Origin of the sequence: Streptomyces sp. SCUT-3 (assembly GCF_014083985.1) — a bacterium.
GTDB classification, from domain to species: domain Bacteria; phylum Actinomycetota; class Actinomycetes; order Streptomycetales; family Streptomycetaceae; genus Streptomyces_H; species Streptomyces_H thermolineatus.
This window is the reverse complement of record NZ_CP046907.1, coordinates 657,414-682,985: the sequence shown is the minus strand read 5'-3', so window position 1 is coordinate 682,985 and position 25,572 is coordinate 657,414. Positions and strand designations below refer to the sequence as shown.

General features: G+C 74.4%; 21 protein-coding genes and 2 pseudogenes. 14 read left to right on the top strand and 9 right to left on the bottom strand.

What is annotated here, in order from left to right; translation table 11 throughout:
- Positions 1-353: 353 nt before the first annotated feature.
- Complete coding sequence (locus tag GQS52_RS03045) at positions 354-689, top strand: ATP-binding protein (protein WP_182311547.1); 336 nt, start codon at positions 354-356, stop codon at positions 687-689.
- A gap of 78 nt (positions 690-767) precedes the next feature.
- On the opposite strand, the gene GQS52_RS27310 is transcribed toward GQS52_RS03045, so the two are convergent.
- The 3 genes and pseudogenes from GQS52_RS27310 to GQS52_RS27300 form a co-directional block, all read right to left on the bottom strand.
- Complete coding sequence (locus tag GQS52_RS27310; RefSeq protein ID WP_259371026.1) at positions 768-2,297, bottom strand: FAD-linked oxidase C-terminal domain-containing protein; 1,530 nt, start codon at positions 2,295-2,297, stop codon at positions 768-770.
- Complete coding sequence (locus tag GQS52_RS27305; RefSeq protein WP_259371025.1) at positions 2,189-2,815, bottom strand: FAD-linked oxidase C-terminal domain-containing protein; 627 nt, start codon at positions 2,813-2,815, stop codon at positions 2,189-2,191. Before GQS52_RS27305 ends, GQS52_RS27310 begins: the two co-directional genes overlap by 109 nt.
- A 313-nt stretch (positions 2,816-3,128) precedes the next feature.
- Positions 3,129-4,052 (bottom strand): annotated as a pseudogene (locus tag GQS52_RS27300) (FAD-dependent oxidoreductase); the annotation flags it as partial.
- Between the two features lie 228 nt (positions 4,053-4,280).
- Between GQS52_RS27300 and GQS52_RS03035 the strand changes: the two are divergent.
- The 6 genes from GQS52_RS03035 (at position 4,281) to GQS52_RS03015 (ending at position 9,578) form a co-directional block, all read left to right on the top strand.
- On the top strand, positions 4,281-5,702 hold the full coding sequence (locus GQS52_RS03035; RefSeq protein WP_182311546.1) for an ATP-binding protein: 1,422 nt from the start codon (positions 4,281-4,283) through the stop codon (positions 5,700-5,702).
- On the top strand, positions 5,699-6,100 hold the full coding sequence (locus GQS52_RS03030; protein ID WP_182311545.1) for a roadblock/LC7 domain-containing protein: 402 nt from the start codon (positions 5,699-5,701) through the stop codon (positions 6,098-6,100). The genes GQS52_RS03035 and GQS52_RS03030 overlap by 4 nt, the downstream gene beginning before the upstream one ends.
- Positions 6,097-6,453, top strand: coding sequence for a DUF742 domain-containing protein (locus tag GQS52_RS03025; protein WP_182311544.1), 357 nt, complete (start codon positions 6,097-6,099; stop codon positions 6,451-6,453). Before GQS52_RS03030 ends, GQS52_RS03025 begins: the two co-directional genes overlap by 4 nt.
- A complete protein-coding gene (locus GQS52_RS03020) occupies positions 6,431-7,033 on the top strand; it encodes an ATP/GTP-binding protein (protein ID WP_182311543.1) in 603 nt (200 codons plus the stop codon). Before GQS52_RS03025 ends, GQS52_RS03020 begins: the two co-directional genes overlap by 23 nt.
- Positions 7,034-7,095: 62 nt before the next feature.
- Complete coding sequence (locus GQS52_RS27295) at positions 7,096-8,466, top strand: cytochrome P450 (protein ID WP_259371024.1); 1,371 nt, start codon at positions 7,096-7,098, stop codon at positions 8,464-8,466.
- Positions 8,463-9,578 (top strand): cytochrome P450, encoded by a 1,116-nt coding sequence (locus tag GQS52_RS03015; RefSeq protein ID WP_346268219.1) that lies wholly within the window; start codon positions 8,463-8,465, stop codon positions 9,576-9,578. Before GQS52_RS27295 ends, GQS52_RS03015 begins: the two co-directional genes overlap by 4 nt.
- Positions 9,579-9,668: 90 nt before the next feature.
- On the opposite strand, the gene GQS52_RS03010 is transcribed toward GQS52_RS03015, so the two are convergent.
- Both GQS52_RS03010 and GQS52_RS03005 read right to left on the bottom strand, forming a co-directional pair.
- On the bottom strand, positions 9,669-10,655 hold the full coding sequence (locus tag GQS52_RS03010) for an NAD(P)/FAD-dependent oxidoreductase (protein ID WP_259370534.1): 987 nt from the start codon (positions 10,653-10,655) through the stop codon (positions 9,669-9,671).
- Between the two features lie 107 nt (positions 10,656-10,762).
- Positions 10,763-11,803, bottom strand: coding sequence for a LuxR C-terminal-related transcriptional regulator (locus GQS52_RS03005; protein ID WP_182311540.1), 1,041 nt, complete (start codon positions 11,801-11,803; stop codon positions 10,763-10,765).
- A 255-nt stretch (positions 11,804-12,058) separates the two neighbouring features.
- Between GQS52_RS03005 and GQS52_RS03000 the strand changes: the two genes are divergently transcribed.
- The 4 genes and pseudogenes from GQS52_RS03000 (at position 12,059) to GQS52_RS02985 (ending at position 15,183) form a co-directional block, all read left to right on the top strand.
- The gene (locus GQS52_RS03000) at positions 12,059-12,217 is read left to right on the top strand and encodes a hypothetical protein (protein ID WP_182311539.1); all 159 of its coding nucleotides are present in this window, start codon (positions 12,059-12,061) and stop codon (positions 12,215-12,217) included.
- A 216-nt stretch (positions 12,218-12,433) separates the two neighbouring features.
- Positions 12,434-12,897: pseudogene (locus GQS52_RS28180) on the top strand (nitroreductase family deazaflavin-dependent oxidoreductase).
- A 126-nt stretch (positions 12,898-13,023) separates the two neighbouring features.
- Positions 13,024-14,040 (top strand): aldo/keto reductase, encoded by a 1,017-nt coding sequence (locus tag GQS52_RS02990; RefSeq protein ID WP_182311538.1) that lies wholly within the window; start codon positions 13,024-13,026, stop codon positions 14,038-14,040.
- A gap of 165 nt (positions 14,041-14,205) precedes the next feature.
- Positions 14,206-15,183 carry an acyl-ACP desaturase gene (locus tag GQS52_RS02985; RefSeq protein ID WP_182311537.1) on the top strand — a complete coding sequence of 326 codons (978 nt, stop codon included), beginning with the start codon at positions 14,206-14,208 and terminating at the stop codon, positions 15,181-15,183.
- A gap of 81 nt (positions 15,184-15,264) precedes the next feature.
- On the opposite strand, the gene GQS52_RS02980 is transcribed toward GQS52_RS02985, so the two are convergent.
- From GQS52_RS02980 to GQS52_RS02970, 3 genes are all read right to left on the bottom strand, one after another.
- Positions 15,265-16,140, bottom strand: coding sequence for an ABC transporter permease (locus tag GQS52_RS02980; protein ID WP_182316173.1), 876 nt, complete (start codon positions 16,138-16,140; stop codon positions 15,265-15,267).
- A 35-nt stretch (positions 16,141-16,175) separates the two neighbouring features.
- Positions 16,176-19,097, bottom strand: coding sequence for an alpha/beta fold hydrolase (locus tag GQS52_RS02975; RefSeq protein ID WP_182311536.1), 2,922 nt, complete (start codon positions 19,095-19,097; stop codon positions 16,176-16,178).
- A gap of 135 nt (positions 19,098-19,232) precedes the next feature.
- The gene (locus GQS52_RS02970; protein ID WP_182316172.1) at positions 19,233-20,438 is read right to left on the bottom strand and encodes an RNA-guided endonuclease TnpB family protein; all 1,206 of its coding nucleotides are present in this window, start codon (positions 20,436-20,438) and stop codon (positions 19,233-19,235) included.
- A 24-nt stretch (positions 20,439-20,462) separates the two neighbouring features.
- Between GQS52_RS02970 and tnpA the strand changes: the two genes are divergently transcribed.
- Positions 20,463-20,891, top strand: coding sequence for an IS200/IS605 family transposase (gene tnpA / locus GQS52_RS02965; protein ID WP_182311535.1), 429 nt, complete (start codon positions 20,463-20,465; stop codon positions 20,889-20,891).
- A gap of 173 nt (positions 20,892-21,064) precedes the next feature.
- Here tnpA and GQS52_RS02960 read toward each other — a convergent pair whose 3' ends face one another.
- Positions 21,065-23,467, bottom strand: a complete 2,403-nt coding sequence (locus GQS52_RS02960; RefSeq protein ID WP_259370533.1) for a Tex family protein — start codon at positions 23,465-23,467, stop codon at positions 21,065-21,067.
- Positions 23,468-23,671: 204 nt separating this feature from the next.
- Between GQS52_RS02960 and GQS52_RS02955 the strand changes: the two genes are divergently transcribed.
- Together GQS52_RS02955 and GQS52_RS02950 are read left to right on the top strand one after the other, a co-directional pair.
- Complete coding sequence (locus tag GQS52_RS02955) at positions 23,672-24,130, top strand: hypothetical protein (RefSeq protein ID WP_182311533.1); 459 nt, start codon at positions 23,672-23,674, stop codon at positions 24,128-24,130.
- Between the two features lie 140 nt (positions 24,131-24,270).
- Entirely contained in the window at positions 24,271-25,569 is a 1,299-nt protein-coding gene (locus tag GQS52_RS02950; protein ID WP_220472734.1) for a peptidoglycan DD-metalloendopeptidase family protein, read from the top strand.
- Positions 25,570-25,572 lie beyond the last annotated feature (3 nt).

The window sequence follows — 25,572 nt, the reverse complement described above, 5'->3', positions numbered from 1 at the left end:
TGAAAGGGACTTGACTGGTGGTCGGGTGCCGCCCCCGGGGTTCCGCCTTCCCAGGAACCCGGCAAGTAAGGTTAACCTTACTTGCCGGAGTGTGCGCCATAATCCGGACGTGTGCACCGCTGCCCGACAGGACGCGTTCCCGACGGCGGGCGGCTGCCGCGCGTGCCTCCCTCGACGGCCATCCGATCCCACCCCAGCACCCGCCCCCGCGGCGGAACCCCGAGGGCGGGCGGACTGCTGGGGACGATGTCAGGACCGCCGATGCCCTCCCTCTCCCCCTCCCACAGCGCCGCCGCACAGCGGGCGGCCCGTTTCGAGATGTCGCTCCGGGTCGACCCGGCCACGATCCACCGGTGAGGCGACTGGTCCGCGACCGCCTCGTGGAGTGGGAACGTGCCGACCACGTCCGCGAAGCGGTCTTCGGGGTCGGCGAGTTGCTCGCCAACGTGCACAAGCACGTGCCCGGCGGCCGGTGCGTCCTCGACGTCCGGCGCACCCCGGGCGGGGTGCGGGTGGCCGTGCGGGACGGCGACCCGAGGATGCCCGTGGTGCGGCAGCCGGAGTGGGACAGCGAGGACGGGCGCGGCCTGTTCCTGCTTGTGCACTCCGTCCACGACTGGGGTACGGTCCGCCTGCCCGGCGGCAAGGAGGTCTGGTTCACCACCGGCCCCGACGACGCGGAGCACTGACCGGCCGTACATCGGCCGTACATCGGCCGGGCGCCGGCCGTGGGCAGTCCGTAGGCCGTTCGCACGCCGGCCGGGCGGTCACGGTTCCCTGCGGGGCAGCCGTGACGCCAGGAGCTGGGCGAGGTGCAGGGCCCGGCGCCCGGCGAGCTGGTCCAGCTGGGTGCGGCAGGAGAAGCCGTCGGCCAGCACCGTCCCGCCCCCGGCCAGGCCGCGCACGGCGGGCAGCAGGGCGGTCTCGGCCACCGCCACGGAGACGTCGTGGTGGCCGCGTTCGGCACCGAAGTTGCCGGCCAGGCCGCAGCAGCCGCCGACGGCGCGGACGGTGGCGCCCGCTTCCCGCAGCAGCCGCTCGTCGGCCTGCCAGCCCATGACGGCGCGGTGGTGGCAGTGCGGCTGGGCGACGGCCTCGACACCGTCGAGCGGGGGAGGGGACCACTGCGGCCGGTGGCGGGCGAGGAGTTCGGCCAGGGTGTGGGTGGCTTCCGCGACCCGGGAGGCGGCCGGGTCGTCCGGTCCGAGCAGTTCGAGCGCGTCGGAGCGCAGCACGGCGGCGCACGACGGTTCAAGGGCGACGACCGGGACGCCGGCCCCGACGTGGGGGGCCAGCGCGTCCAGCCCGCGGCGCAGGACGCGGCGGGCGGCGTCCAGCTGACCGGTGCTGATCCGGGTCAGGCCGCAGCACACCGGCCGGTCCGTGACGCGGACCTCGAACCCGGCCTCCTCCAGGACGCGCACGGCGGCGACGCCCACCTCGGGCGCGAAGTGGTCGGTGAAGGTGTCGACCCACAGCAGCACCGGGGTGCCGGGGGCCGGGTCGTGGTCCGCGAACCACCGGCGGAAGGTGCGCGGTGCGAAGCGCGGCAGCTCCCGCCGCCGGTCGATGCCGCCGAGCAGCCGCACGAGGGAGGCCGCGGGCCGCAGGGCCAGCAGCCGGTTGACCGCGCCGGGCGCCAAGGCCGCCGCCCGGGCCCAGCGCGGCAGCGCGCCGAGCGAGTAGTGGGACAGCGGGCGCGGTCTGCGGCGGTAGGCGTGGTGGAGCACCTCGGCCTTGTACAGGGCCATGTCCACCCCGGCCGGGCAGTCGGAGGAGCAGCCCTTGCAGGCCAGGCACAGGTCGAGCACGTCGAGGACCTCGCGGGAGCGCCAGCCGTCCGTGACAAGTGAGCCGTTGACCATCTCCTGCAGGACCCGGGCCCGGCCGCGGGTGGAGTCCTTCTCGTCCCCGGTGGCCAGGTAGGACGGGCACATCACCCCGCCGGCGGCGGTGGTGTCGGCCCGGCACTTGCCCACGCCGGTGCACCGGTGCACGGCGGTGGAGAAGTCGCCGCCGTCCCCGGAGTAGGAGAAGGCCAGGCCGTGGCGGAGCGGCGGGGCGGCGGGCACCCGCAGGTCGGCGTCGAGCGGGCGGGGGCGCACGAGCACGCCGGGGTTGAGCAGGTCGTCGGGGTCGAAGACGTCCTTGACGGCGGCGAAGGCGGCCAGGGCCCGCTCCGAGTACATCAGCGGGAGCAGTTCGCCGCGGGCCCGGCCGTCGCCGTGCTCGCCGGAGAGCGAGCCGCCGTAGGAGGCGACCAGGCGGGCGGCGTCGGTGAGGAAGGAGCGGAGCACCCCGGTGCCGCCGGGTGGTCCAGGGGGAAGTCGATGCGCACGTGCAGGCACCCGTCGCCGAAGTGCCCGTACGGCACGCCGGTCAGCCCGCGCTCGGCCATCAGGGCGTCGAAGTCGCGCAGGTAGGCGCCCAGGTGTCCGGGCGGCACCGCGGCGTCCTCCCAGCCGGAGTGCGCCGGGGCCCCGGACGGGGCGCGTCCGGCCAGGCCTGCCCCGTCCTCGCGGATGCGCCACAGGGCCGCGGCCCGGGCCGGGTCGGTGACGACGGTGGAGTCGACGGCGGACGCGTCGGACAGCAGCCCCGCGGCCGCGGCCCGTGCCTGCGCGGTGGTGTCGCCGGCGAGTTCGGCGAACAGCCAGCCGCCGCCGGCCGGCATCGGCGGCACCGCGTCCGGCCCCCGGCGGTCGCGGACGACCCGCACGATCCGGGCGTCGATGCCCTCGAGCGCGACCGGGCGGTGCGGCAGGAGGGCGGGCACGTCGTCGGCGGCGGTCGCCATGTCCGGGTAGCCGAGCACGGCCAGGGCCGTGGCGGCGGGGACCGGTCAGACGCACGGTGGCGTCGAGGGTGACCGCGCAGGTCCCCTCGGTGCCCACCAGCATCCGCGCCGTGTCGAAGCCGCGTTCGGGCAGCAGGTGCTCCAGCGAGTATCCGGAGGCCTGCCTGGCGAACGTGCCCAGCTCGGTGCGGACGACCTCCAGGTTGTCCCGCACAACCTGACGCAGCGCGGTCAGGGCGGGGGAGCCGGTGCCGTGTCCGGCGCCGCGCCGTGCGGTCAGCAGCTCTCCGGTGCCGGCCAGCACCGTCAGCCGCTCGACGTTGTCGGCGGTGCGGCCGTGGGCGAGGGCGCGCGGACCGCAGGCGTTGTTGCCGATCATGCCGCCGAGGGTGCAGCGGTTGCGGGTCGACGGGTCGGGGCCGAAGCGCAGGCCGTGCGGCGCCGCCGCGCGCTGCAGGGCGGACAGCAGCGCGCCCGGTTCGACGACCGCGGTCCGGGCGTCCGGGTCGACCGACCGGACCCGGCCCATGTGGCGGGAGAAGTCCAGGACCACCCCGGTGCCGACCGCGTTGCCCGCGACGGAGGTCCCCGCGCCGCGTGCGGTGAGCGGCACCCCGGCCTCCCGGCAGAACGACAGCACCGCCGCGACCTCCTCGGGGTGCCGGGGAACACCACGGCGGCGGGCACGACCCGGTAGAGGGAGGCGTCGGTGGAGTACTCGGCCCGCCGCCTCGTGGAGACGTCGACCTCGGCCGCGCCGGCGCGCCTCAGCCCGGCCGCGAGCACGGCGGGGTCCGCCGGGCCGGGCCCGGCCGGCCGGTGCGCCCTGCCCGAGGACGTCCTGCCCGAGGACGCCCTTCCCGGGTGCGTCCTGCCCAAGGAACTCCACCTCCTCGCCGGCCGCCGTCCCGCAGCCGGGCGGCGGCGGTGCGGGCGGCCGTCGTCCCCACCCCACCACAGGTCGGGCGAGCGGGCCAGGAGGGCGCCGAGGCCGCCCCGGTGACCTGCGGATTCGCCCGTCCGGGCGGTGGGCCGGCCGCCCGCGCGGCCCGCCGCGGGGACGGCCGGAAAGGGCCGGACGCGGCGTCACGACCGTTGCCGGCAAGGGGTGTCGGGAATCGTGCGAAGTACCGGATTCGGCGGGCGGGGGGCGCGGAACGCCGCGCTCCGGCGGCTTTTGCGTGAACGGGCGTACGCGTACAGTGTGGGGCGCGCCGCGAGGCGCCCGCACCCCACCCGAGCGAGGACGACCCATGGCACGCAGCACCCCGCGCCCCCTGGCCGTCCCCGAGTGCGGGCGGAAGGCCCGGCCGGAGGGGGCTGCCGACGGCCCGGACCGGCCGCCGCCCCCCTCTTCCGCGGGGCCCGCGCCTCCCGCCCCCGGGTGCCGTAGGCACCGGCCGGGCGCCGCCGGTTCCGGCCGGGCGCCGCGACCACGGCTGGCGAGCCGCAGCCGGCCCTCTCCCACCCCTGTCCGGAACTGATGACTGAACACATACCGGAGGCGGTGTTCTGGTGCCTGTCCGCAGGCCTCCTCGCCGTCCTGGTCCTGCTCGCCCGTCAGCGGAACGTCACGGGAAACCTGCGCAGGCAGGTCCTGTCCCTGGAGGGCGCGGTCCGCGCCCGTGACGCCGAGGCCCACCACCTGAACGCCGTGCGGCTGCCCGCGCTGGCGGACGTGCTGCGGCACAAGCCGGCCACCGTGCCTGGCCCCCTCGACGGGCGCCTCGCGGACACCGGCTTCGGGCACTCGCTGGAGGGCGTCGTCCAGCAGTTCTCCGAGGCGATGCGCACGGCGCAGGCCCGCGCCGACCAGTCCGCGCAGGGAGCGCTCAAGGGCGCCATGCGCGCGCTCCAGAGCCTGGCCAACGAGCAGCAGGTGACCATCTCCGAGATGCAGGAGCGGCACGACGACCCCGAGGTGCTGCGCGACCTGCTGCAGATCGACCACACCAACTCCCAGTTCGGCAGGCGCGCCCAGGCCATCGCCGTGCTGTGCGGTTCGTGGCCCGGCCGCCAGCGCGCCGCCTCCTCGCTCAGCGACGTCGTGCGCGGCGCCACCTCCCGCATCCGCGACTACCGCCGCGTCGTGGTCCACGGGCACACCGACGCCGCCGTGGTCAGCCAGGCCGTCGAACCCGTCGTCCTGGCCGTCGCCGAGCTGCTGGACAACGCGGCCCGCCACTCCGAGCCCAACACCACCGTCGAGGTGCAGGTCCAGCCGACGCACAACGGCACCGCCATCGTGATCGACGACGCCGGCGTCGGCATGAACGACGAGGAGATCCGGCAGGCCACCGCCGTCCTGTCCGGCGCACGGGCCGTGGACGTCACCCGGCTCGGCGACCCGCCGCAGTTCGGCCTCCCCGTGGCCGGCGTGCTCGCCGCCCGGTACGGCTTCCGCGTCTCGGTGGACACCCAGTCCCCCTACGGAGGTGTTCGCGCCGTGGTCTTCCTGCCCACCAACCTGCTCACCCGCATCGGCGACGACGCCGCCGTCCCGGAGCGGACCCGTCCCGCCGCCGCGATGCCCCCCGCGGCACCGGCGCCGGCCCCGGGCCCGCCGCGGGACGGCACCGGGCCGCCCCCGCCCCGGCGCCCGCCCCGGCCCAGGCCCCGGCGCCCGCCCCGGCCCAGGCCCGGCGCCCGCCCCGGCCGCCGGCACCGCACCGCCGGCCGGCCACCCCGAACGACCCTCCACCACCGCCGGCGGCCTGCCCAAGCGCCGCCGCCGGGCCGCCGCACCCGCGGCGGCGTCCCCCGCACAACCCGCACAACCCGCACCGGACGCCGTTCCGGCCCGCCGACCTGCCGAGAACACCGCCTCCGTCATGGGCGCCTGGCAGCGCGGTACCCGCTCGGGCCGCTCCGGGACCGCGTCGGCCGACGAAGGAACCAGGCATGAACAGCAACCTGAACTGGATGCTCGAAGACGCGCTGGAGGTGCCGGGCGCCCTCCACGCGATCCTGCTCTCCGCCGACGGGATGCTGCGCGCCCACTCGGCCAACATCGACCGGGACGAGGCCGAGCGGCAGGCGGCCGGCCTGTCGGGCCTGCAGTCCATCAGCCGCAGCACCGCCGAGTTCTGCAGCCACGCCGGCGACCCGTGGCGCCAGACGCTCATCGAGTTCGACTCCGGGTACGTCTTCGTCGTCGCGGCGGGCCCCGGCGCCTACCTGGCGGTCTCCGCCGACACCACGGTGGACATGGAGGCGGTGACCTACCGGATGCAGAAGCTGGTGGACCGCCTCGGCAAGGAACTCACCAGTCCGCCGCGGTACGGCACGGGCAGCGTCGCATGAGCCCGCGCAAGCGGGGGAAGGGGCTGGTGCGGCCCTACGTGGTCACCGAGGGCCGCGCCCACCCCACCCGCAACACCTTCGACCTGGTCACCCTCGTGATCGCCTCGACGGACCTGCCGCTGACCGGCCTCAACCCCGAGAAGCGGCGCCTGATGGAGCTGTGCCGGGGCGGCGCGCTCTCGGTCGCCGAGATCGCGGGGCACCTCGCCCTGCCGGTCAGCGTCACCAAGGTCCTCCTCGCCGACCTGGTCGACAGCGGCCACGTCACCACCCGCGCCCCCATCCCCCCGGCACAGCGCCACGACGCCCGGATCCTGGAAGAGCTGCTCGATGGACTCCGTTCCCTCTCCTGACCCCGTCTACCTCAGCGACACCGTCACCAGGGCCGTGAAGATCGTCATCACCGGCCACTTCGGGGTGGGCAAGACCACCCTCGTCAACACGCTCTCGGAGATCCGGCCGCTGCACACCGAGGAGGTCATGACCCAGGCGGGGGAGGGCATCGACGACCTCACGGGCACGCAGGGCAAGACCACCACCACCGTGGCCATGGACTTCGGCCGCCTGACCGTCAGCGACAGCCTCGTCCTCTACCTGTTCGGCGCGCCCGGCCAGGAGCGGTTCATGCCGCTGTGGAAGGACATGACCCAGGGCGCCCTGGGCGCCCTCGTGCTCGCCGACACCCGGTGGCTCGACCGCTCCTTCCCCGTCATGGACCTGCTCGAGGAGCGCGGCCTGGCCTACGCGGTCGCCGTCAACCACTTCGCCGACTCCCCGGACGTCCCGGAGGAGGAGATCCGCGAGGCCCTCGACCTCCTGCCCGAGACCCCCCTGGTGGTCTGCGACGCGCGGGACCGGGCGTCGGCCTTCCGGGCGCTGATCGCCCTCGTCCAGTACCTGCTGACCCGCACCACCGTCCAGGAGGCCGTGTGAACCACCGACCGGAACCGGCCGCCGCGCCGCCCCCCGGCTGTCCGGCGCACAACAGGGGCGGGATGCCGCTGTACGGACCGGAGTTCGCGGCCGGCCCGACGATGTTCTACGAGCGCCTGCGCCGCCAGGGCGCGGCCGCACCCGTGGAGCTCGCGCCCGGCGTCGACGCCATGCTCGTCACCGGCTACCGGGCCGCGCTGGAGGTCCTGCGCACCACCGACAAGTACGGCAAGGACCCGCGCCGCTGGCGGGCCCTGGTCGAGGGCCGCATCCCCGCCGACAGCCCGGTCCTGCCGATGATGCACCCGCGCCCCAACTGCCTGCTCACCGAAGGGGCCGTGCACGCCCGGTACCGCGCCGCGGTGACCGGCGCCTTCGACCGCCTGGACATGCACCTCGTGCGCGGGTACGTCGAGTCCGCGGCCGACATGCTCATCGACCGCTTCGCCCCCCGCGGCGAGGCCGACCTGCTCGCCGAGTACGCCGCGCTCCTGCCGCTGTACGTCTTCAACGAGCTGTTCGGCTGCCCGCCCGAGTACGGCGACCGGCTGGTCGTGGCCATGGCCGGCATCTTCGACGGGGTGGACGCCGAGAGGGCCAACGCCGAACTGACCGCCTGCATGGCCGACCTGGTCGCCATGAAGCGCAGGGAGCCCGGCGCGGACATCACCTCCTGGCTCCTCGAGCACCCGGTGCGGCTCACCGACGAGGAGATGATCCACCAGCTCATCCTCCTCATGGGCGCCGGCACCGAGCCGGAGCAGAACCTGATCGCCAACACGCTGCGGCTGCTCCTCACCGACGAGCGCTTCGCCGGCGACGTGGGCGAGGGCAGGCTCCTCATCGAGGACGCCTTCAACGAGGTTTTGTGGACCGACCCGCCCATGGCCAACTACGCGGTGCACTTCCCCTACGAGGACACCTTCCTCGAAGGGGTGCCGCTGTACGCGGGCGAACCCGTGGTGATCAGCTTCACCGCGGCCAACAACGACCCCGCCCTGGCCGCCTCCCGGCGCGAGGGCAACCGCGCCCACCTGGCCTGGAGCGCCGGGCCGCACCACTGCCCGGCCAAGGAGCCGGCCCGGGTGATCGCCTCCGTCGCCGTCGAGCGCGTCCTCGACCGGCTGCCCGACCTCGAACTCGCCGTCCCGCCCGAGGAGCTGGCCTGGCGGCCCGGCCCCTTCCACCGGGCGCTCGCCACCATGCCGGTGGTCTTCCCGCCGGTGGCCGCCCCCGCGGCCGCCCGTTCCGCCGCAGCACCCGCCTACGCCCAGTACGACGCGACACGTGGAGAGAGCCGATGGAACCCCGCTCCTGCCCCTACGTCCTCGACCCCCTCGGCAGCGACATCCACGGGGAGGGAGCGCACCTCCGCAAGCAGGGGCCTGCGACTCTGGTCGAACTCCCTGGCCAGGTGGTGGCATGGTCGGTGACCAGCCTCGACCTGCTGAAGAAGCTCCTGGTCGACCCGCGGGTCTCCAAGGACCCGCGGCAGCACTGGCCCGCCTTCGCGGCCGGTGAGGTCCCCGAGGACTGGCCGCTGCACATCTGGGTGTCGGTGCGGAACATGTTCACCGCCTACGGCACCGAGCACCGGCGGCTGCGCTCGCTGGTCTCCAAGGCGTTCACCGCGCGCCGCACCGCGGCCCTGCGCCCCGGCATAGAGAAGATCGTCGAGGGGCTGCTCGACGACCTGGCGGCCCGCGAGCCCGGCCGGACGGTGGACCTGCGCGAGACCTACGCCTATCCGATCCCGATCGAGGTCATCTGCACCCTCTTCGGCGTCCCCGACGCGGTGCGCGAAGACCTCAAGACGGCGGTCGACACGCTGTTCAACACCTCCATCACCCCCGAGGAGGCCGTGGCGAACCAGCACCGCATCTACTCCATCCTCACCCAGCTGGTCGCCGAGAAGCGCGCCGAGCCCACCGACGACCTGACCAGCGGCCTGATCGCCGCCCGGGAGGAGGACGGCGAGCGCCTGAGCGAGACCGAGCTGGTCGACACCCTCCTCCTCGTGCTCGGCGCCGGCCACGAGACCACGGTCAACCTCATCGACAACGCCGTCCACGCCCTGCTCACCCACCCCGAGCAGCTGGCCCTCGTCCGCTCCGGCGCGGCGAGCTGGGACGACGTCATCGACGAGGCCCTGCGCCAGCAGTCGCCGGTGGCCAACCTGCCGCTGCGCTACGCGGTCGAGGACATCGAGATCGACGGGGTCCGCATCGCCAAGGGCGAGGCCATCGTCGCCGCCTACGCTGCGGCCAACCGCGATCCGCAGCACCACGGCGAGGACGCGGACCTCTTCGACGTCACCCGGGCCGACAAGGAGCACCTCGCCTTCGGCCACGGCGTGCACTACTGCATGGGCGCCCCGCTCGCCCGGCTGGAGGCGCAGATCGCGCTGCCGGCCCTGTTCGAGCGCTTCCCCGAGCTGACGCTCGTGGAGCCGGAGGGCGGGCTGAAGCCCGTGGCGTCGTTCATCTCCAACGGCCACCTCCGGCTGCCGGTCCTGCTCGGCCCGGCCGCCGCGCCGGCGGAGTAGCACCGCACCTGCGAAGCGGCACCGGAGCGGCGAATCAGCACCGCGCCGGCCCGCGCGCGGCACGGCGGGAGGGGTGACCTGCCCGGCAGGTCACCCCTCCCGCCGGCCCGCGCGGGCCGTTCCGCTCCCGTTCCCGCTTTGGGCGGCGCGGCGCTCCCCGACCGCCCGCCGGACCTCCTCGTCCACCAGGTCGCCGTTGATCGCCACCGCGGCACGCGACCCCTGGGAGACGGCGTCGACCACCTGGGCCGCCGGATCCACCACGTTCCCGGCCACCCACACGTCCGGCATGCTCGTGCAGCCGAAGGAGTCGGCCTCCGCCGAGCCGTCCTCGTCGCTCCCGCAGCCGAGGGCGACCAGCAGTTCGTCGTTGGCGACGAAGCGCGGGGAGACGAACAGCGTGTCCCGGGGCACCACGGTCCCGTCGGCCAGCCGCACCCCCCGCAGCCGGCCGCCGTCCACCACCAGCCGCTCCACCTCGCCCTCGACGACGCGCACCCCGCGGGCGTCCAGTTCCTCCCGCTCGTGCCCGGCGAGACCGAGGGTGTGGGGGAAGAACACCACGTCCTGGGACCAGTTCCGGATCAGCAGCGCCTGGTGGACCGAGCCGTCCATGGTGCCCAGCACGCCCAGCGGGGTGTCGCGCACCTCGTAGCCGTGGCAGTACGGGCAGTGCAGCACGTCCTCGCCCCACCGCTCGGACAGCCCGGGCAGGTCCGGGAGCTCGTCGCGCAGCCCGGTGGCCACGAGCAGGCGGCGGGCCCGCAGTACCCGGCCGCCGGCCAGGCGCACGAGGAAACCGGACCCGTCGCCCCCCGCCCGTTCGGCGCCCTCCACGCGGTCCTCGACCACCTCGCCGCCGTAACCGGTGATCTCGGACCGGCCCGCCGCGGCCAGTTCCCCCGGCGGCGTCCCGTCCCGCGACAGGAAGCCCTGCATGTGCGTGGCCAGGGCGTTGCGCGGACTGCCCGCGTCCACCACCGCCACGCGGCGGCGGGCCCGGGAGAGCACCAGGGCCGCGCTCAGCCCGGCCGGGCCCCCTCCGACCACCACCACGTCGTACTCCGGACCCTCCACGGCGACCACCTCCGCCCCGGAGCGTCCCCCGGTTTCCGGTTCCGATGCCGGAGCCGCAGGACCCGGGGCGGCGTGCCCGCCCGCCCGGCCGGGCCCGGTCCCCGGGCTCAGCCGATGGCGGGCAGTGCGCCCGACAGGGGCGGCGGGGGAGCGTCGTCGAGCCAGCCGAGCCGCACCATGTTCACGCCGGCCTGGAAGCGGCTCTCCGCGCCGACCTGGCTCATCAGCTCGGCCACGATCCGGCGGACGGTGCGGTCGGACAGGCCCAGTTTGCGGCCGATGGCCTCGTCGGTGAGGCCGGCGGCCAGCATCCGGACCACCTCGTGGTTGCGGGTGCCGGCCACCGCCCAGCCCGCGTCGCCCTCGCCGTCGCCGACCAGCAGGTCGGCGGCCGACGCCCAGCAGTGGTCGAAGACCCTGCGCAGCACGGACACCAGGGCGGCGTTGCGGATCACCATGGCGGCGTTCTCGTCCTCCGGCTCCTCCGCCGGGACGATCGCCAGCGACCGGTCCACGATGATCAGCCGCATCGGCAGGGTGGCCGCGGTGCGCACCTCGGCCCCGCTCTGCACGAGCTCCCGCAGGTGGGTGCGCATGTGGGGGGCGGCGGCCGAGGCCGCCAGGTGTATGGACCGCATGGTGACCCCGCGGTTGATCGCCTCGCGGTTGCGCTCGTCGCCGGCCAGCAACTGGGCCGGGGAGAAGGGCCGTCCGGGGTGCAGGGAGAGGATCTCCGACCCCGCCCGCTGCGCCGCCTCCTCCAGGATCGCGGCCACCTGTGCCGGATGGACGGCCACTTCGACCTGCTGGGCGGCGAACTGCTCGGTGTGCACGGCCTGGTAGTCGCCGGCGACCTCGGCGAGGGCGGCCCGCGAGCGGCTGACCGCCTCCACCAGCTCCTCGGTGCGCCGCTCGCTGCTCTCCACCAGGTGTGCCATGGCGGTCGCGGGGGAGAGGACCGACCACCCGCTGGGCGCCTCGTCGAACGGCGTCACCAGGCCCAGGCGGGCCAGCCGTTGCAGGGCCTGCTCCAGCTCCTCGGCGCTCCAGCCGGTGCGGACGCGGATCCTGGACGGCGTCCAGGCCGCGTCGGCCAGAGCCATTCGGTAGAGCTCACGAGCCCTCACCCGCACGCGTTCCTCGGTCATGCGCACACCCCCACCAGACAACCGGTTGTTTACCCCACCCCTGATCAGCGTACGGTCACCGCAGATCGTCCGCTGCAAGGTGCCCAAGATCCGGACGGTGCTGTCCGCAAAGGGCCATGTCCGTTTCCGGAAGGCGGAAGACCGGTGTTCCCGGGGGTCCGGGCGGCCAGAATGTTCGTGGCAGGAGGTTCCGAACGGCCTCCCGCCGAACTCTCCATCCCACCCCGTCAATTATCGCAACCGGACAGGTCCGCCATGCGTTTCACGACCCGCGCTGCCACCCGCGCACTCCTCGTCGTACTGCTCGCCGCAGGCTCCGCAGTGTTCGTCGGAGCGCCCTCGGCCTCCGCCGAGTCCTCCGGCGCCGGCACGGCCGTCACCGCTGCGGCCTCCCCGGACGACCTCATCTGGTAACACGGCACGACCCGACCCGAGAACCGCATTTCCCGGGTGTGACCCGCGGGCTCCCCCTTCCCCCACCAGCCCCGCACACCCGCTCCACCGCGAGAGGTCCGGCAAACCCCCCCCGAGCCGGACCTCTCGCGGCATGCCGTTTTTCGGACGCTTCGTCGCCTTAGAGTGTTTCCTGTCGGAACGGCCGACGAACCGTCGAAGCGGAGGCTGCACGAGATGACGCGAACGAACGGACCGGACGAGGCGGACGTGGTGCTCAGCCCGGAGGGCTGGGTGGCCGAGCAGGCGCGGCGCTACGAGGAGTCGGGGGCACCGAGGCCACCGACATGAACGGCTCGCCCTGCCTGCTGCTGGACTACAAGGGGCGGCGCAGCGGCGTCTGGCGCCGCACGGTGCTGATCTACGGCCGCGACGGCGAGGACTACCTGATCGTCGCCTCCAAGGGGGGAGCGGACGAGCACCCCGCCTGGTATCTCAACATCCGGGAGAACCCCGAGGTGCGGGTGCGCGTGGGCACCGAGCGGTTCACCGCCCGCGCCGACACCCTCCCGGCCGAGGAGAAGGCCCGGGTCTGGCCGCACCTGCTGGAGGTCTACCCGCCCTACGAGGAGTACCGGCGCAAGACCTCGCGGGAGATCCCCGTGGTGCGCCTCACCCGCATGGACGCGCCGGCCTCCTGAGGGCGGACGCGGCACGGAGGCCGTGCGGACCGCCGCCGGGCGCCGCGCGGACGTGCGGCGCACGGGGGCCGGGGCGGCTAGCGTGGCAGGCCCGTCGCCGGACCCGATCAGGAGACCGCACCCGCCATGACCCCCGGACCCGACCGCCTCTCCGCGCTCGCCGCCGCGCCCGCCCCCGGTGACGGCCCCGCGGCCGTCACCCGGATCGGACTGGGCACGGCGGCGGTCGGCCGCCCCGCCTACATCAACCTCGGCCGCGACCGGGACCTGCCGGCCGAGCGGTCCGTGGCCGCGATGCGCGCCCGCGCCCACGAGGTGCTGGACACCGCCTGGGAGCGGGGCGTGCGCTACCTGGACACGGCCCGCTCCTACGGGCGGGCCGAGGAGTTCCTCGCCGAGTGGCTGCGGACGCGCCCCGGCACCGGCGACGCGGTCGTCGGCAGCAAGTGGGGCTACTCCTACACCGCCGGCTGGCGCACCGACGCGCGGGTGCACGAGGTCAAGGACCACGGCGCCGCCACCTTCGACCGCCAGCTGGCCGAGACGCGCGCCCTGCTGGGGGACCGGCTGGACCTCTACCAGATCCACTCGGTCACCCCGGACAGCCCCGCCCTGACCGACACCGCCCTGCACGCCCGCCTGGCGGCCCTGGCCGCCGACGGCGTGACCGTCGGACTGTCCACCAGCGGTCCCGGGCAGGCCGCGGCGGTCCGCGCGGCGCTGGAGGTCACCGTGGACGGCGAGCAGCTCTTCCGCAGCGTGCAGTCGACCTGGAACCTGCTGGAGCCCTCCGCCGGGGCGGCCCTGGCCGAGGCGCACGACGCCGGCTGGACGGTGATCGTCAAGGAGGGCGTGGCCAACGGTCGCCTGGCCGCCGGGCACCCGGACCACCCCGTCCCCCCGGCCCTGCGGGAGGTCGCCGGGGAGACCGGGGCCGGCTGCGACGCGGTCGCCCTGGCGGCGGTGCTCCACCGGCCGTGGGCGGGGATCGTCCTGTCCGGTGCCGCGACGGCCGGCCAGCTCGTCTCCAACCTCGGCGCCGCCGGCCTGCGCCTCACCGGCGACCAGCTCGGCCGCCTGGACTCCCTCGCCGAACCGGCACCCGAGTACTGGAGGCGCAGGTCGCAGCTTCCCTGGTCCTGACTCCCTACGGACAAAGGGGTGTTGGGCACCCGTCCGGGTGTTTTCCGTACACCGCGCAGCCGCCGGTCCCGCCGGCGGCTGTTGCGTTTTCGGGGGCTGCCAACTTACGGTGTCGTAACCTACGGATCCGTAGGTGAAGTGCCGCAGTTCGAGGAGCCAGCAACCATGACCACTGCCCCTGCCCACCGCACTGGGTCGGCCGCTTGGAGCGACACGCAGTTGCTGCACGCCCTCGAGGAGGTCGTCGAGACCGAGATCAACCGGCACCTGAAGGTCGCCAAGGAGTGGATGCCGCACGAGTACGTGCCCTGGAGCGACGGGCGCAACTTCGACGGCCCCCTGGACGGCGAGCCGTGGTCGATCGAGCAGTCCAAGGTCACCGACATCGCGCGGACCGCGCTGGTGGTCAACCTCCTCACCGAGGACAACCTCCCCAGCTACCACCACGAGATCGCCACCCTCTTCGGCCGGGACGGCGCGTGGGGCACCTGGGTGCACCGCTGGACCGCCGAGGAGGGCCGGCACAGCATCGTCATGCGCGACTACCTGCTGACCACCCGGGCCGTCGACCCGGTGCAGCTGGAGCGGTTCCGCATGGCGCACATGTCGGAGGGCTTCGAGTCCGACAACCGGCACAGCATGCTGCACTCGGTCGCCTACGTCGCCTTCCAGGAGCTGGCCACCCGCATCTCGCACCGCAACGCCGGCCACCACTCCGGCGACCCGGTCTGCGACCGCATGCTGGCACGCATCGCCACCGACGAGAACCTGCACATGGTCTTCTACCGCAACCTGCTCGGCGCGGCCTTCGAGCTGGCCCCCGACCAGACCATGCAGGCGGTGCGCGACGTCGTGGTCGGCTTCCGCATGCCCGGCCACGGCATGCCCGGCTTCGAGCGGGCCGCGGCCCGGATGGCGATCGGCGGCATCTACAACCTGCGCATCCACCACGACGACGTGCTCCAGCCCGTGCTGCGCCACCTGAAGGTCCTCGAGATCACCGGGCTGGGCCCCGACGGGCTGAAGGCGCAGGAGGAACTGGGCCTGTTCATGGGCGGGCTGGACGACCAGGCCGTCAAGTTCGAGGAGCGGCAGCAGGCGATCCTGGCCCGCAAGGCGGCCAACGAGGCCCGCAGGGCCTGACCCGCGGCGCGCCGCCCGGGCCCGGGCGGCGCGCGGTGCGGTTCCGGGACGGACCCCGTCCCGGAACCGCACCGCACGGGCTCAGGAGACGACGTCCTTGGCGCGGAAGCCCCGGAAGGCCAGGGCGAACAGCACCAGCGCGTAACTGGCCGACACCGCCACCCCCTTGACCATGCCGTCCCACACGACCTCCTGCTGCAGGGCGTCGATCCAGGCGTACTGCCAGTGCGTGGGCAGCAGGTCGCGCCAGGAGCCCAGGGCCTCCACCGCGTCCAGGACGTTGCCCACGACGGTCAGGCCCACCGCCCCGCCGACCGCGCCCAGGGGCGCGTCGGTCACCGTCGACAGCCAGAACGCCAGCGCGGCGGTCACCAGCTGCGTCAGGTAGACGAACAGGACCATGACGCCCAGCCGCTGCACCGCCTCGCCGAACGGCAGCGAACCGCCCGCGGGCAGTTGCAGGCCGCCCCAGCCGTAGGCGAGGCCGCCGACCAGCAGCGAGGCGGCCGCCAGCAGCAGGTAGGAGGCCAGGGAGAAGGCCAGGCCCACGGTGAGCTTGCTGCGCAGCAGCCGCCCCCGCGGCACCGGCGCCGCCAGCAGGTAGCGCAACGAGGACCAGCTCGCCTCCGACGCCACCGTGTCGCCGCAGAACAGCGCCACGGGGATCACGAGCAGGAAGCCGGCCGAGACGAACAGCACCGTCACGGTGAAGTTCACCGCCGAGCCCGTCGCCAGCTGCATCAGCAGCGAACCGTTGCTGCCGCTGCCGCGGCGCCCGTCCGAGTCGCCCACGGCCAGGGCCACTGCCATCACCACCGGCAGCGCGGCCAGCACGCCGGCGATCACCAGGGTCCGGCGCCGCCGCAGCTGGCGCAGCGCCTCCACCCGCAGCGACAGGGTGCGCCCGGCCCGGTAGCCGGGGGCGTGCCCGCCCTGCGGCGGCCCGGGAGCCTCCAGCGGCGGGACGTGCGGGGCGGTGGGCCGGTCGATGCTCACGCCGTGCCTCCGATCAGGGTGAGGAACGCCTCTTCCAGGCGGCGGTGCGGGCCGACCCGGTCCACGGGCACGCCCGCGCGGACCAGTTCGGCGACGAGGTCGGCCGCGGTCGCCCCGTCCAGGCGGACCAGCAGCCCGTCGTCGGTACGGGTCGCCGAGGCGACGCCCGGCAGGTCCGCGACCTTGTCCAGGGCGGCCTCCAGCCCGCCGCCGGCGCCTCCCGGACCCTCCGCCCGGCCGGCGCCGGGGACACCGACGAACAGGGTGTCGCCCTCCCCGACGATCTCCGCCACCGGACCGGCGGCCACCAGCCGCCCGCGGTCCATGACCACCAGGTGCGTGCAGCTCTGCTCCACCTCCGCCAGCAGGTGGCTGGAGACGATCACGGTGCGGCCGGTGTCCGCGTAGCGGATCAGCACCTCGCGCATCTCGCGGATCTGGGGCGGGTCGAGACCGTTGGTCGGCTCGTCGAGGATCAGCAGGTCGGGCAGGCCCAGCATCGCCTGGGCGATGGCCAGGCGCTGCCGCATGCCCTGCGAGTAGGTGCGCACCGCCCGGTCCAGGGCCTCGCCGAGGCCGGCGATCTCCAGGGCCTCCTCCAGGTGCGCGTCCTGCGCGGGCCGGCCGGTCGCCCGCCAGTACAGGTCGAGGTTGGCCCGGCCGGTCAGGTGCGGCAGGAAACCGGCCCCCTCGACGAACGCGCCCACCCGGGAGAGCACCGGGGAACCGGGGCGGACCGCGTGGCCGAAGACCCGGATCCCACCGCCGTCGGGGCGGATCAGCCCCATCAGCATCCGCAGCGTGGTCGTCTTGCCCGCGCCGTTGGGACCCAGCAGGCCCAGCACCTGGCCGCGCTCCACCCGGAAGGACAGGTCCCGCACCGCGTAGCGGTCGCTGGAGCGCGCGTACCGCTTGGTCAGGCCCTCGATGACCAGCGGCACCCCGGCCAGCTCCGGGTCCGGGGCGGGGGCGCGCAGCCCGGCGGCGCCGGAGCGGCGGCCGGTCAGGAGCAGCGCGGCGGCGACCGCCACCGCGCCCAGCGGCATCCCCCAGACCCACCACGGCAGGCCCTCCTGCGCCACCCGCAGGGCGGGCACCGAGGGCACCGTCACCGAGGCCGCGCCGTCGGCCAGGGAGATCCGGTGGGCGGCGCGCCCTACGGGGGAGGCGTACGCCAGGTCGGTGGTGGCCACGACCAGCCTCAGCCGGTGCCCGGCCTGGACCTGGTGGTCGACGGCGGGCAGCGAGACCCGCACGGTGCGTCCGCCCTCGCGGTCCGCGTCCGTCACCCGCAGCGGGGAGACCAGCTGCTGCGGCAGGACCTGCCCGCGCCCGTCCGGGCCGACGTCGTAGAGCTTGGCGAACAGCACCGCGTCCGGGGAGTCGGACTCGACGGTGAGGGACACCCGGGGGGAGCCGGTGACGCGCACCGCCTCGGTGAGCGGCTCGGAGTCGAAGCGCGCGTACTGGCCGGGGAAGTCCAGGGACAGGCCCACCCCCAGGCCCGACAGTCCGGACAGCCCGGAGCCCCCGGACAGCGAGCCGAGCCCCGGCAGGGAGGAGATCGCCGGCGGAGAACCGCCGGGCGGGTTGGACACCTCCTGCGCGCCGCCCTCCAGCGCGACGGTCCGCACGTCGGTGCCGTCCAGGCCCGGGTAGCGGGCGGCGGTCGCCGCGCGCAGCACGCCGCGGCCGTTGGTGGAGTCCACCCCGCCGGTGCGGCTGACGCGGAACCCGGGGCCGGTGTCGACGCCGCGGTCCTGCTTGAGGTGGCGGTCGAACCACACGGCGGTGCGCTCCCGCAGCCGGGCGGCCTCCTGGTCACCGCCGTCGTGGCCGCCCGCGAACCAGTCCACCGCCACGGGGGCCCCGTTGTCCCGGACCGCCCGCGCCATGGCGTCGGCCTGGTCCAGGGTGAAGAGCGAGTCGCCCTGGCCCTGCATGATCAGCGCGGGCACCCGTATGCGGTCCGCGACCGAGGAGGGGCTGGAGCGCTCCAGCAGCTCCACCGCCTCGGCGTCCGGCTTCCCGGCCACCGCCACCCGGTCGTACATGGCGCACAGGTCGGGCAGGAACCGCCCGCAGCCGTCGGCCCCGCCGGCGCGGTCTGCCCCGCCGGACTGCGCCTTCGGCCCCCGGCCGGCGGATCCCTGAGCGGCGGACCCCTGGGCGGGAGCGCCGTCCCCGCCGCCGGGGGCGGGCCCTCCGCCGTCGGGGCCGGCGTCCTGCGGGGGCTGCGCCCCGGCGGAGGCCGAGCCGGTGGTGAAGAAGATCCCCGACCACAGCTTCTTGAACACCCCGGTGTCCCCGGCGCCCGAACCCCGCTGGGGGAAGAGGGCGTCGGCCAGGTTCCACCAGGTCATCTGCGGGGCGATCGCGTCCACCCGGTCGTCGTGCGCGGCCGCCAGCAGGGCGATCGCGCCGCCGTAGGAGGCGCCCGCGACGCCGGCCCGCGGGTCGCCCTCGCGGTCGAGCTCGACCTCCGGGCGTTCGGCGAGCCAGTCCAGCAGGTGCTTGACGTCCTCCACCTCCCGGTCGGGGGAGTTGAGCCCGATCCGCCCGCCGGACGCGCCGAAGCCGCGCGCCGACCAGGTCAGCACCGCGTAACCGCGGTCCGCCAGCTCCACGGCCTGCTCCCGCACGCTCTCCTTGCTGCCGCCGAAGCCGTGTGCCAGCAGCACCGCGGGCCGCCGGCCGGAGACCCCGGAGGCGTCCGAGGTGAAGAACGAGGCGTCGATGCGGACCTTCTTCCCGCTGCCCCGGCTCTCCGGCACGGAGAGGAGCACGTCCTCGCGGCCCGCCTCGCGGGCCTGGGGAGCGGCGGCGGCGGAAGGCAGGCCCCCCGGGCCGGCCGCCAGCACGGCCGCCGAGGCCGCGGCGGCGAACAGGCGGCGGGGGACGCGGGAGCGAAGGCGCATGCCGGTGATCGTATGCGCGACCGGGGCCGGGACGGTCATCGAGCAGCGGGAATCATTCCGGAGACCGACTGCGGACCCAGCGGCGTACCGCAGCCGCATTGACGTCCTCGCCGTCCTGAAGGCGGCGATTCCCGCCTACCGCGCCGTTGAGGGCTGCGGTGTCGGGTGGGTTCCTGCTTCGCTGCGCGGTGCCGGGACGAGTCCCGGTCTTACCTGCGCTCCACAGGCTGACACGGCCAGTCCGGCCGCCTTGGCGACGTTGACCGCCGCGTTGATGTCCCGGTCCAGGACGGCCCCGCAGGCCGAGCACGTCCATACGCGGATGTGCAGGGGCTTGGGGCCGTCCTGAACACCGCACTGCGAGCACACCTGGGACGTGGGTTCGAAGCGGCCGATCCGGATGAGGGTGCGCCCGTACCGGGCGGCCTTGTACTCCAGCATGCTCACGAACGCGGACCAGCCGGCGTCGTGGACGGACTTGGCCAGGCGCGTGCGTGCGAGTCCTTTCACCGCCAGGTCCTCCACGGCGACCGCTTGGTTCTCGCGGATCAGCCGGGTGGAGAGCCGGTGGTGGAACTCGCGGCGCGCGTCGGCGACACGGGCGTGTGCCCGTGCGACGCGGATCCTGGCCTTGTCCCGGTTCTTGCTGCCCTTCTCCTTGCGTGAGAGGGCGCGCTGTGCCTTGTTCAGGCGCTTCTCGGCCCGGCGCAGGAAGCGCGGGCTGTCGATCTTCGTGCCGTCGGAGAGGACGGCGAAGTGCTTCAGGCCGAGGTCGATGCCCACCTCGGGAGTGGTCTCCGGCAGGGTCTCCTCCGGGCCGGTCTCCACGACGAAGCTCGCGAAGTACCGGCCCGCGCTGTCCTTGACGACCGTCACCGTGGACGGCGTCGAGGGCAGGGAGCGGGACCACTTCACGGCCAGGTCGCCGACCTTCGGCAGCCGGAGCTTCCCGCCGGTCGTGATTTTCCATCCGGCGTTCGCGGTGAACCGGACCGACTGCCGGGTGTCCTTGCGGGACTTGAACCGGGGTGGCCCCGTCTTCGGCCGCTTGCCCCTGAGGCCGTCGAAGAAGTTCTTGTAGGCGGTGTCCAGGTCCCGGAGGGACTGCTGCAGCACGACCGAGGAAACCTCGGCGAGCCATGCCCGCCCGGGGGTCTTCTTCGAGGCGGTGAGCTGCTTGGACAGTTCGCCGGACGGGATGAACGGCAGCCCGGCGGCGCGGGCGGTCTCCCGAGCGCGGAGCGCGTCGTTGTAGACCACTCGCGCACACCCGAACGCCCTCGACAACGCGCTGCGCTGGCCGGCGCTCGGGTACAGGCGGAAGCTGTACCGAAGCTGCACGTCGATCACCATACCCTTTGGTTTATGTCACCACGCTGGAACCCTGATCCTGATGTGCGCACGGGACGTCACGTCGTCTACAACCTGCACGTTCACTTGGTTTTCGTCACGAAGTACCGACGCAAGGCCATGACCGACGAGATGCTGAAGCGGTGCGAGGAGGTCATGCGCGGGGTGTGCGCGGACTTCGAAGCCGAACTGAAGCAGTTCAACGGCGAGGATGACCACGTGCACCTCCTGGTGCACTACCCGCCAAAGGTTCAGCTCTCCAAGCTGGTCAACTCCCTCAAGGGCGTCTCGGCCCGGCTACTGCGCAAGGAGTACGACGCGCACGTGCGCCGGTACCTGTGGGGCGGACATTTCTGGTCCGGCTCCTACTTCGCCGGAAGCTGCGGCGGCGCACCGCTGACCGTGGTCAAGCAGTACATCGAGAACCAGAAGCGGCCCGTCTGACCGTCACGGCGGAAACGCAGCGAACTCCGGCGCTTCGCGCCTCCGCCCCAAGGATGACCTTCACCCCCGCCCTGAAGGGCGGAGCACTGACCAAGACCAGAGGTAGACCGGAGGCAGGGCAGGCGGGGCGGGCGGGGCGGGCGGCACCCGGCCCGCCCGCCCCGCCCGCGCGGTCACCTCCTGCGGTCGTCGCGCACCAGGCCGGCGCGGCGCAGCGCGTCGGCCATGGCGCCCCCGGCCGCCGCGGCAGAACCGCCGGAACCCGATCCGCTCCCGCGGTTCTGCCGCGGCGGGCCGCCCCGCCGTCCGGAACCCGCCCCGCCGCGCGGGCGGTCCCGTTCGCCGCGCCCGTCGCCGGAGCGGCCCCGGCCGGACTGCTGCCCCTGCCCGCCGGACGCCTCGTCGTCCAGCCGCAGGGTCAGCGAGATCCGCTTGCGCGGGATGTCGACCTCGCGCACCTTCACCCGCACGATGTCACCGGGCTTGACCACGTCCCGCGGGTCGCTGACGAAGGTCTTCGACATCGCCGAGACGTGCACCAGGCCGTCCTGGTGGACGCCGATGTCGACGAACGCGCCGAACGCGGCCACGTTGGTCACCACGCCCTCCAGCACCATCCCGGGCTCGAGGTCGGACAGCTTCTCCACGCCCTCCTTGAAGGCCGCGGTGCGGAACGCCGGGCGCGGGTCGCGCCCCGGCTTCTCCAGCTCGGCCAGGATGTCGGTGACCGTCGGCAGGCCGAACGCCTCGTCGGTGAAGTCCTGCGGGCGCAGCGAGCGCAGCACGGCGGTGTTGCCGACCAGGGACTTCACGTCCCCGCCGGTGGCCTGCGCGATCCTGCGCACCACCGGGTAGGCCTCCGGGTGCACGCTGGAGGCGTCCAGCGGGTCGTCCCCACCGGGGACGCGCAGGAAGCCCGCGCACTGCTCGAACGCCTTCGGGCCCAGCCGCGGCACCTCCTTGAGCGCCCTGCGGCTGCGGAACGGGCCGTTGGCGTCGCGGTGCGCCACGATCTTCTCCGCCAGCGTCCCGCCGATGCCGGAGACCCGGGTCAGCAGCGGGGCCGATGCGGTGTTGACGTCCACGCCCACGCCGTTGACGCAGTCCTCGACCACCGCGTCCAGGGAACGGGACAGCTTCAGCTCCGACAGGTCGTGCTGGTACTGGCCCACCCCGATCGACTTCGGGTCGATCTTCACCAGCTCGGCCAGCGGGTCCTGCAGCCGTCGCGCGATGGACACCGCGCCGCGCAGCGACACGTCCAGCTCCGGAAGCTCCTGCGAGGCGAACGCCGACGCGGAGTACACCGAGGCGCCCGCCTCGGAGACCACCACCTTGGTCAGGCCCAGGTCCGGGCGGCGGCCCAGCAGGTCGGCGGCGAGCCGGTCGGTCTCCCGGGAGGCCGTGCCGTTGCCGATCGCGACCAGCTCCACCTTGTGCTCGGCGGCCAGCCGCTCCAGGACGGCCAGGGACTCGTCCCACCTGCGCCGGGGCTCGTGCGGGTAGATCGTCTCGGTCGCCACGACCTTGCCGGTGGCGTCGACCACCGCCACCTTCACGCCGGTGCGCAGGCCCGGGTCCAGGCCCATCGTCGCCCGGCTGCCGGCCGGGGCGGCCAGCAGCAGGTCGCGCAGGTTGGCGGCGAACACCCGCACCGCCTCGTCCTCCGCCTCCTGCCTCAGGCGCGTCCGCAGGTCGATGCCCAGGCGCACCAGGAAACGGGTGCGCCAGGCCCAGCGGACCGTGTCGAGCAGCCAGCGGTCGGCGGCCCGGCCCCGGTCGGCGATGCCGAAGCGCTGCGCGATCCGCCGCTCGTAGCCGCTCGGGCCGCTCCCCTCCGCCTCGGAGGGCTCCTCCGGTTCCAGGACGAGGTCGAGCACCTCCTCCTTCTCGCCGCGCAGCATGGCCAGGACGCGGTGCGAGGGCAGCTTGGTGAACGGCTCGGAGAAGTCGAAGTAGTCGGCGAACTTCGCGCCGGCCTCCTCCTTGCCCTCGCGCACCCGCGCCACCAGCCGGCCGCGCTCCCACATGCGTTCGCGCAGCTCGCCGCTGAGGTCGGGGTCCTCGCCGAACCGCTCCACCAGGATCGACCGTGCGCCCTCCAGCGCCGCCGCCGCGTCCGCCACGCCGCGCTCCGCGTCGACGAAGGCGCCGGCCTCGGCCTGCGGGTCGCGGGAGGGGTCGGACAGCAGCAGGTCGGCCAGCGGCTCCAGCCCCGCCTCCCTGGCGATCTGCGCCTTGGTGCGCCGCTTGGGCTTGAACGGGAGGTAGATGTCCTCCAGCCGGGCCTTGGAGTCGGCGGCCATGATCCGCCGCTCCAGCGCCTCGTCCAACTTGCCCTGGGAGCGCACCGACTCCAGGACGGCCGTCCGCCGCTCCTCCAGCTCGCGCAGGTAGCGCAGCCGCTCCTCGAGCGTGCGCAGCTGCGCGTCGTCGAGGGTGCCGGTCGCCTCCTTGCGGTAGCGGGCGATGAACGGCACGGTCGCGCCGCTGTCCAGGAGGTCCACGGCCGCGACGACCTGCCCCTCCCGCACGCCGAGTTCCTCGGCGATCCTCGTATGAATAGCCGTCGTCACGATCCTGAATCGCCTCTTTCGTCGAGCATCGGCCAGCATTCTGCCGTCGCGGACGGCCCGTTGTCGCGCCGCCGTGCCCTGCGGCCCCGGACGGTCCGTGTGTACGGGCGCGGCCCGGGGGAGGGACGATTGGGGCGCAGGACGGCCCGGCGCGGTGCCGGGAGGCCTGCGGTCCGTACTCATTCCCGTACCCGGGGGGCAGCGATGAGCAAGGAACGAGAGATCGGCGAAGAGGACCTGATGGCCGACGCCGTCGACAGGCAACAGGCGCGCCGGCTCCACCGGGCGCTGCGCACCCTGCGCGACGACCCGTCGGTGGACGCTCCGCTCAAGGAGATGGCGCGCGAGGTGCTCTCCGGCCGCACGACCATGGGCGACGCGATCCGCTCCGACCGCTACCTGGGCGCGCTGGGCAGCAGGCTGGCGGAGCTGAAGCGGGTCGACGACGGGCTGAGCCCCGAGGAGCGCGAGCGGCGGCGCGAGCAGGCCGAGAAGTTCTTCCGCGAGCAGGAGGAGGCCGAGCAGGAGGAGTCCGGGGAGAAGAAGGAGGACTCCCGGGGCGGCGGCTCCCGTGCGGTGGCGGGGGACGGCCTGCCGTCCGGTCTGGTCGGTATCTCCCCCCGTCCTCCGCGTCGAGGCGGCGGCTTCCGCGAGCAGCGGTGACGGGCCCGTCCCCCGGTGCCGGGGCGGAGGTGGCGAGGCGGTGCTGACAACGCCGCCGAACACCTCCATTCTTGACGGCGTTCAGTCAATTTGACGGCTCGTTGCAACGCCGCCGTGCCCGGACGCCCAGGAGGACCCCGATGTTCCACCGCAGAAGACCCGCCGCCCGCCGGATCCGCACCGGGAGCGCCCTGCTGGCGCTCGCCGCCGCACTGTCCCTGACCGGGGCGGCCGGCGCCTCCGCGGCCGCCCCGGCGCCGGCCCGGGCCGACACCGTCCTGGCCGGCGCCGACCGGGCCGGCGGCCTGTCGGAGACCGTGACCGCACGGCTGCGCGAACGCGGGCGTGCGACGCTGGGCGCCGCGGCGGACGGTGACCGGGCGAAGGTCGACGTCACCCGCCGCTCCGGCGACTGGGCCTTCGGCACGGCCGTGCTGGCCACCGAACCGGGATCGGAACGCATGCCCGAGGGCTGGCTCTTCGTCGCCGAGCGCCGGGACGGGCAGTGGAAGGTGGCGATGGAGGGCGAGGAGGCGTTCGCGCGCATCTCCCGGCGCTCGCCCGTGGTCGAGGATCGGGAGAAGCCCCTGTTCGCCGCCCAGGACGGCAGGCGCAAGCCCGGCGGGGCGGCGGCACCGGCGGCGGACGCACCCGACGGGGACGGCGCCGGGGAGGTCGGCACGGCGGCCGCCGGCGACTACCGCACGGGCATGGCGCTCCCGTTCTCCACCGGGCAGACCTGGACCATGACCGGCGGCCCGCACGGCTGGGGCGGCAGCGCGGCCCCGTGGAGCTCCGTCGACTTCGCCGGGGGCGACCAGGCGGTGCGCGCCACCCGCGCCGGAACGGCGTACACGATGTGCACCGGCTGGGTCCGGGTCGTCCACGACCGCGGCTACGCCACGGACTACTACCACCTGTGGAACAGCGTCAACGTCAACGGCGCCGCGGTGAGCGGCGGCACCTTCCTCGGGTACACCGGCACCGACGTCACCTGCGGCGGCTCGGCGACCGGCCGCCACGTCCACCTCGGCCTGCGCCAGAACGGCGCCTACGTCGGGATGGACGAGCACAACCTGGGCAAGTGGGTCGTCAAGAACGGCGGCTCCGCCTACCAGGGATCGGCCATGCACGGCAGTCGGCGGGTCTACGCGGGTAGTGGGGTGTACAACTACGGTGCCCTCGGCTTCACGCAGGGGATCGTCGATGCCAACGACACGTCGACGGTGAACAAGCGCTCCGGCCCCGGCACCGGGTACGCGGTGGTCGGCTCGGTCTCCGACGGGGCCACCGTCACCGTCTCCTGCTCGAGCAACGGCACCAGCCACACCGGCCGCTGGGGCGCCACGAGCCTGTGGAACAAGCTGTCCGACGGCACGTGGATCAGCGACGCCTACCTGTGGACCGGCGTGAACGGCGCGATCAACGGCTACTGCTGAGCC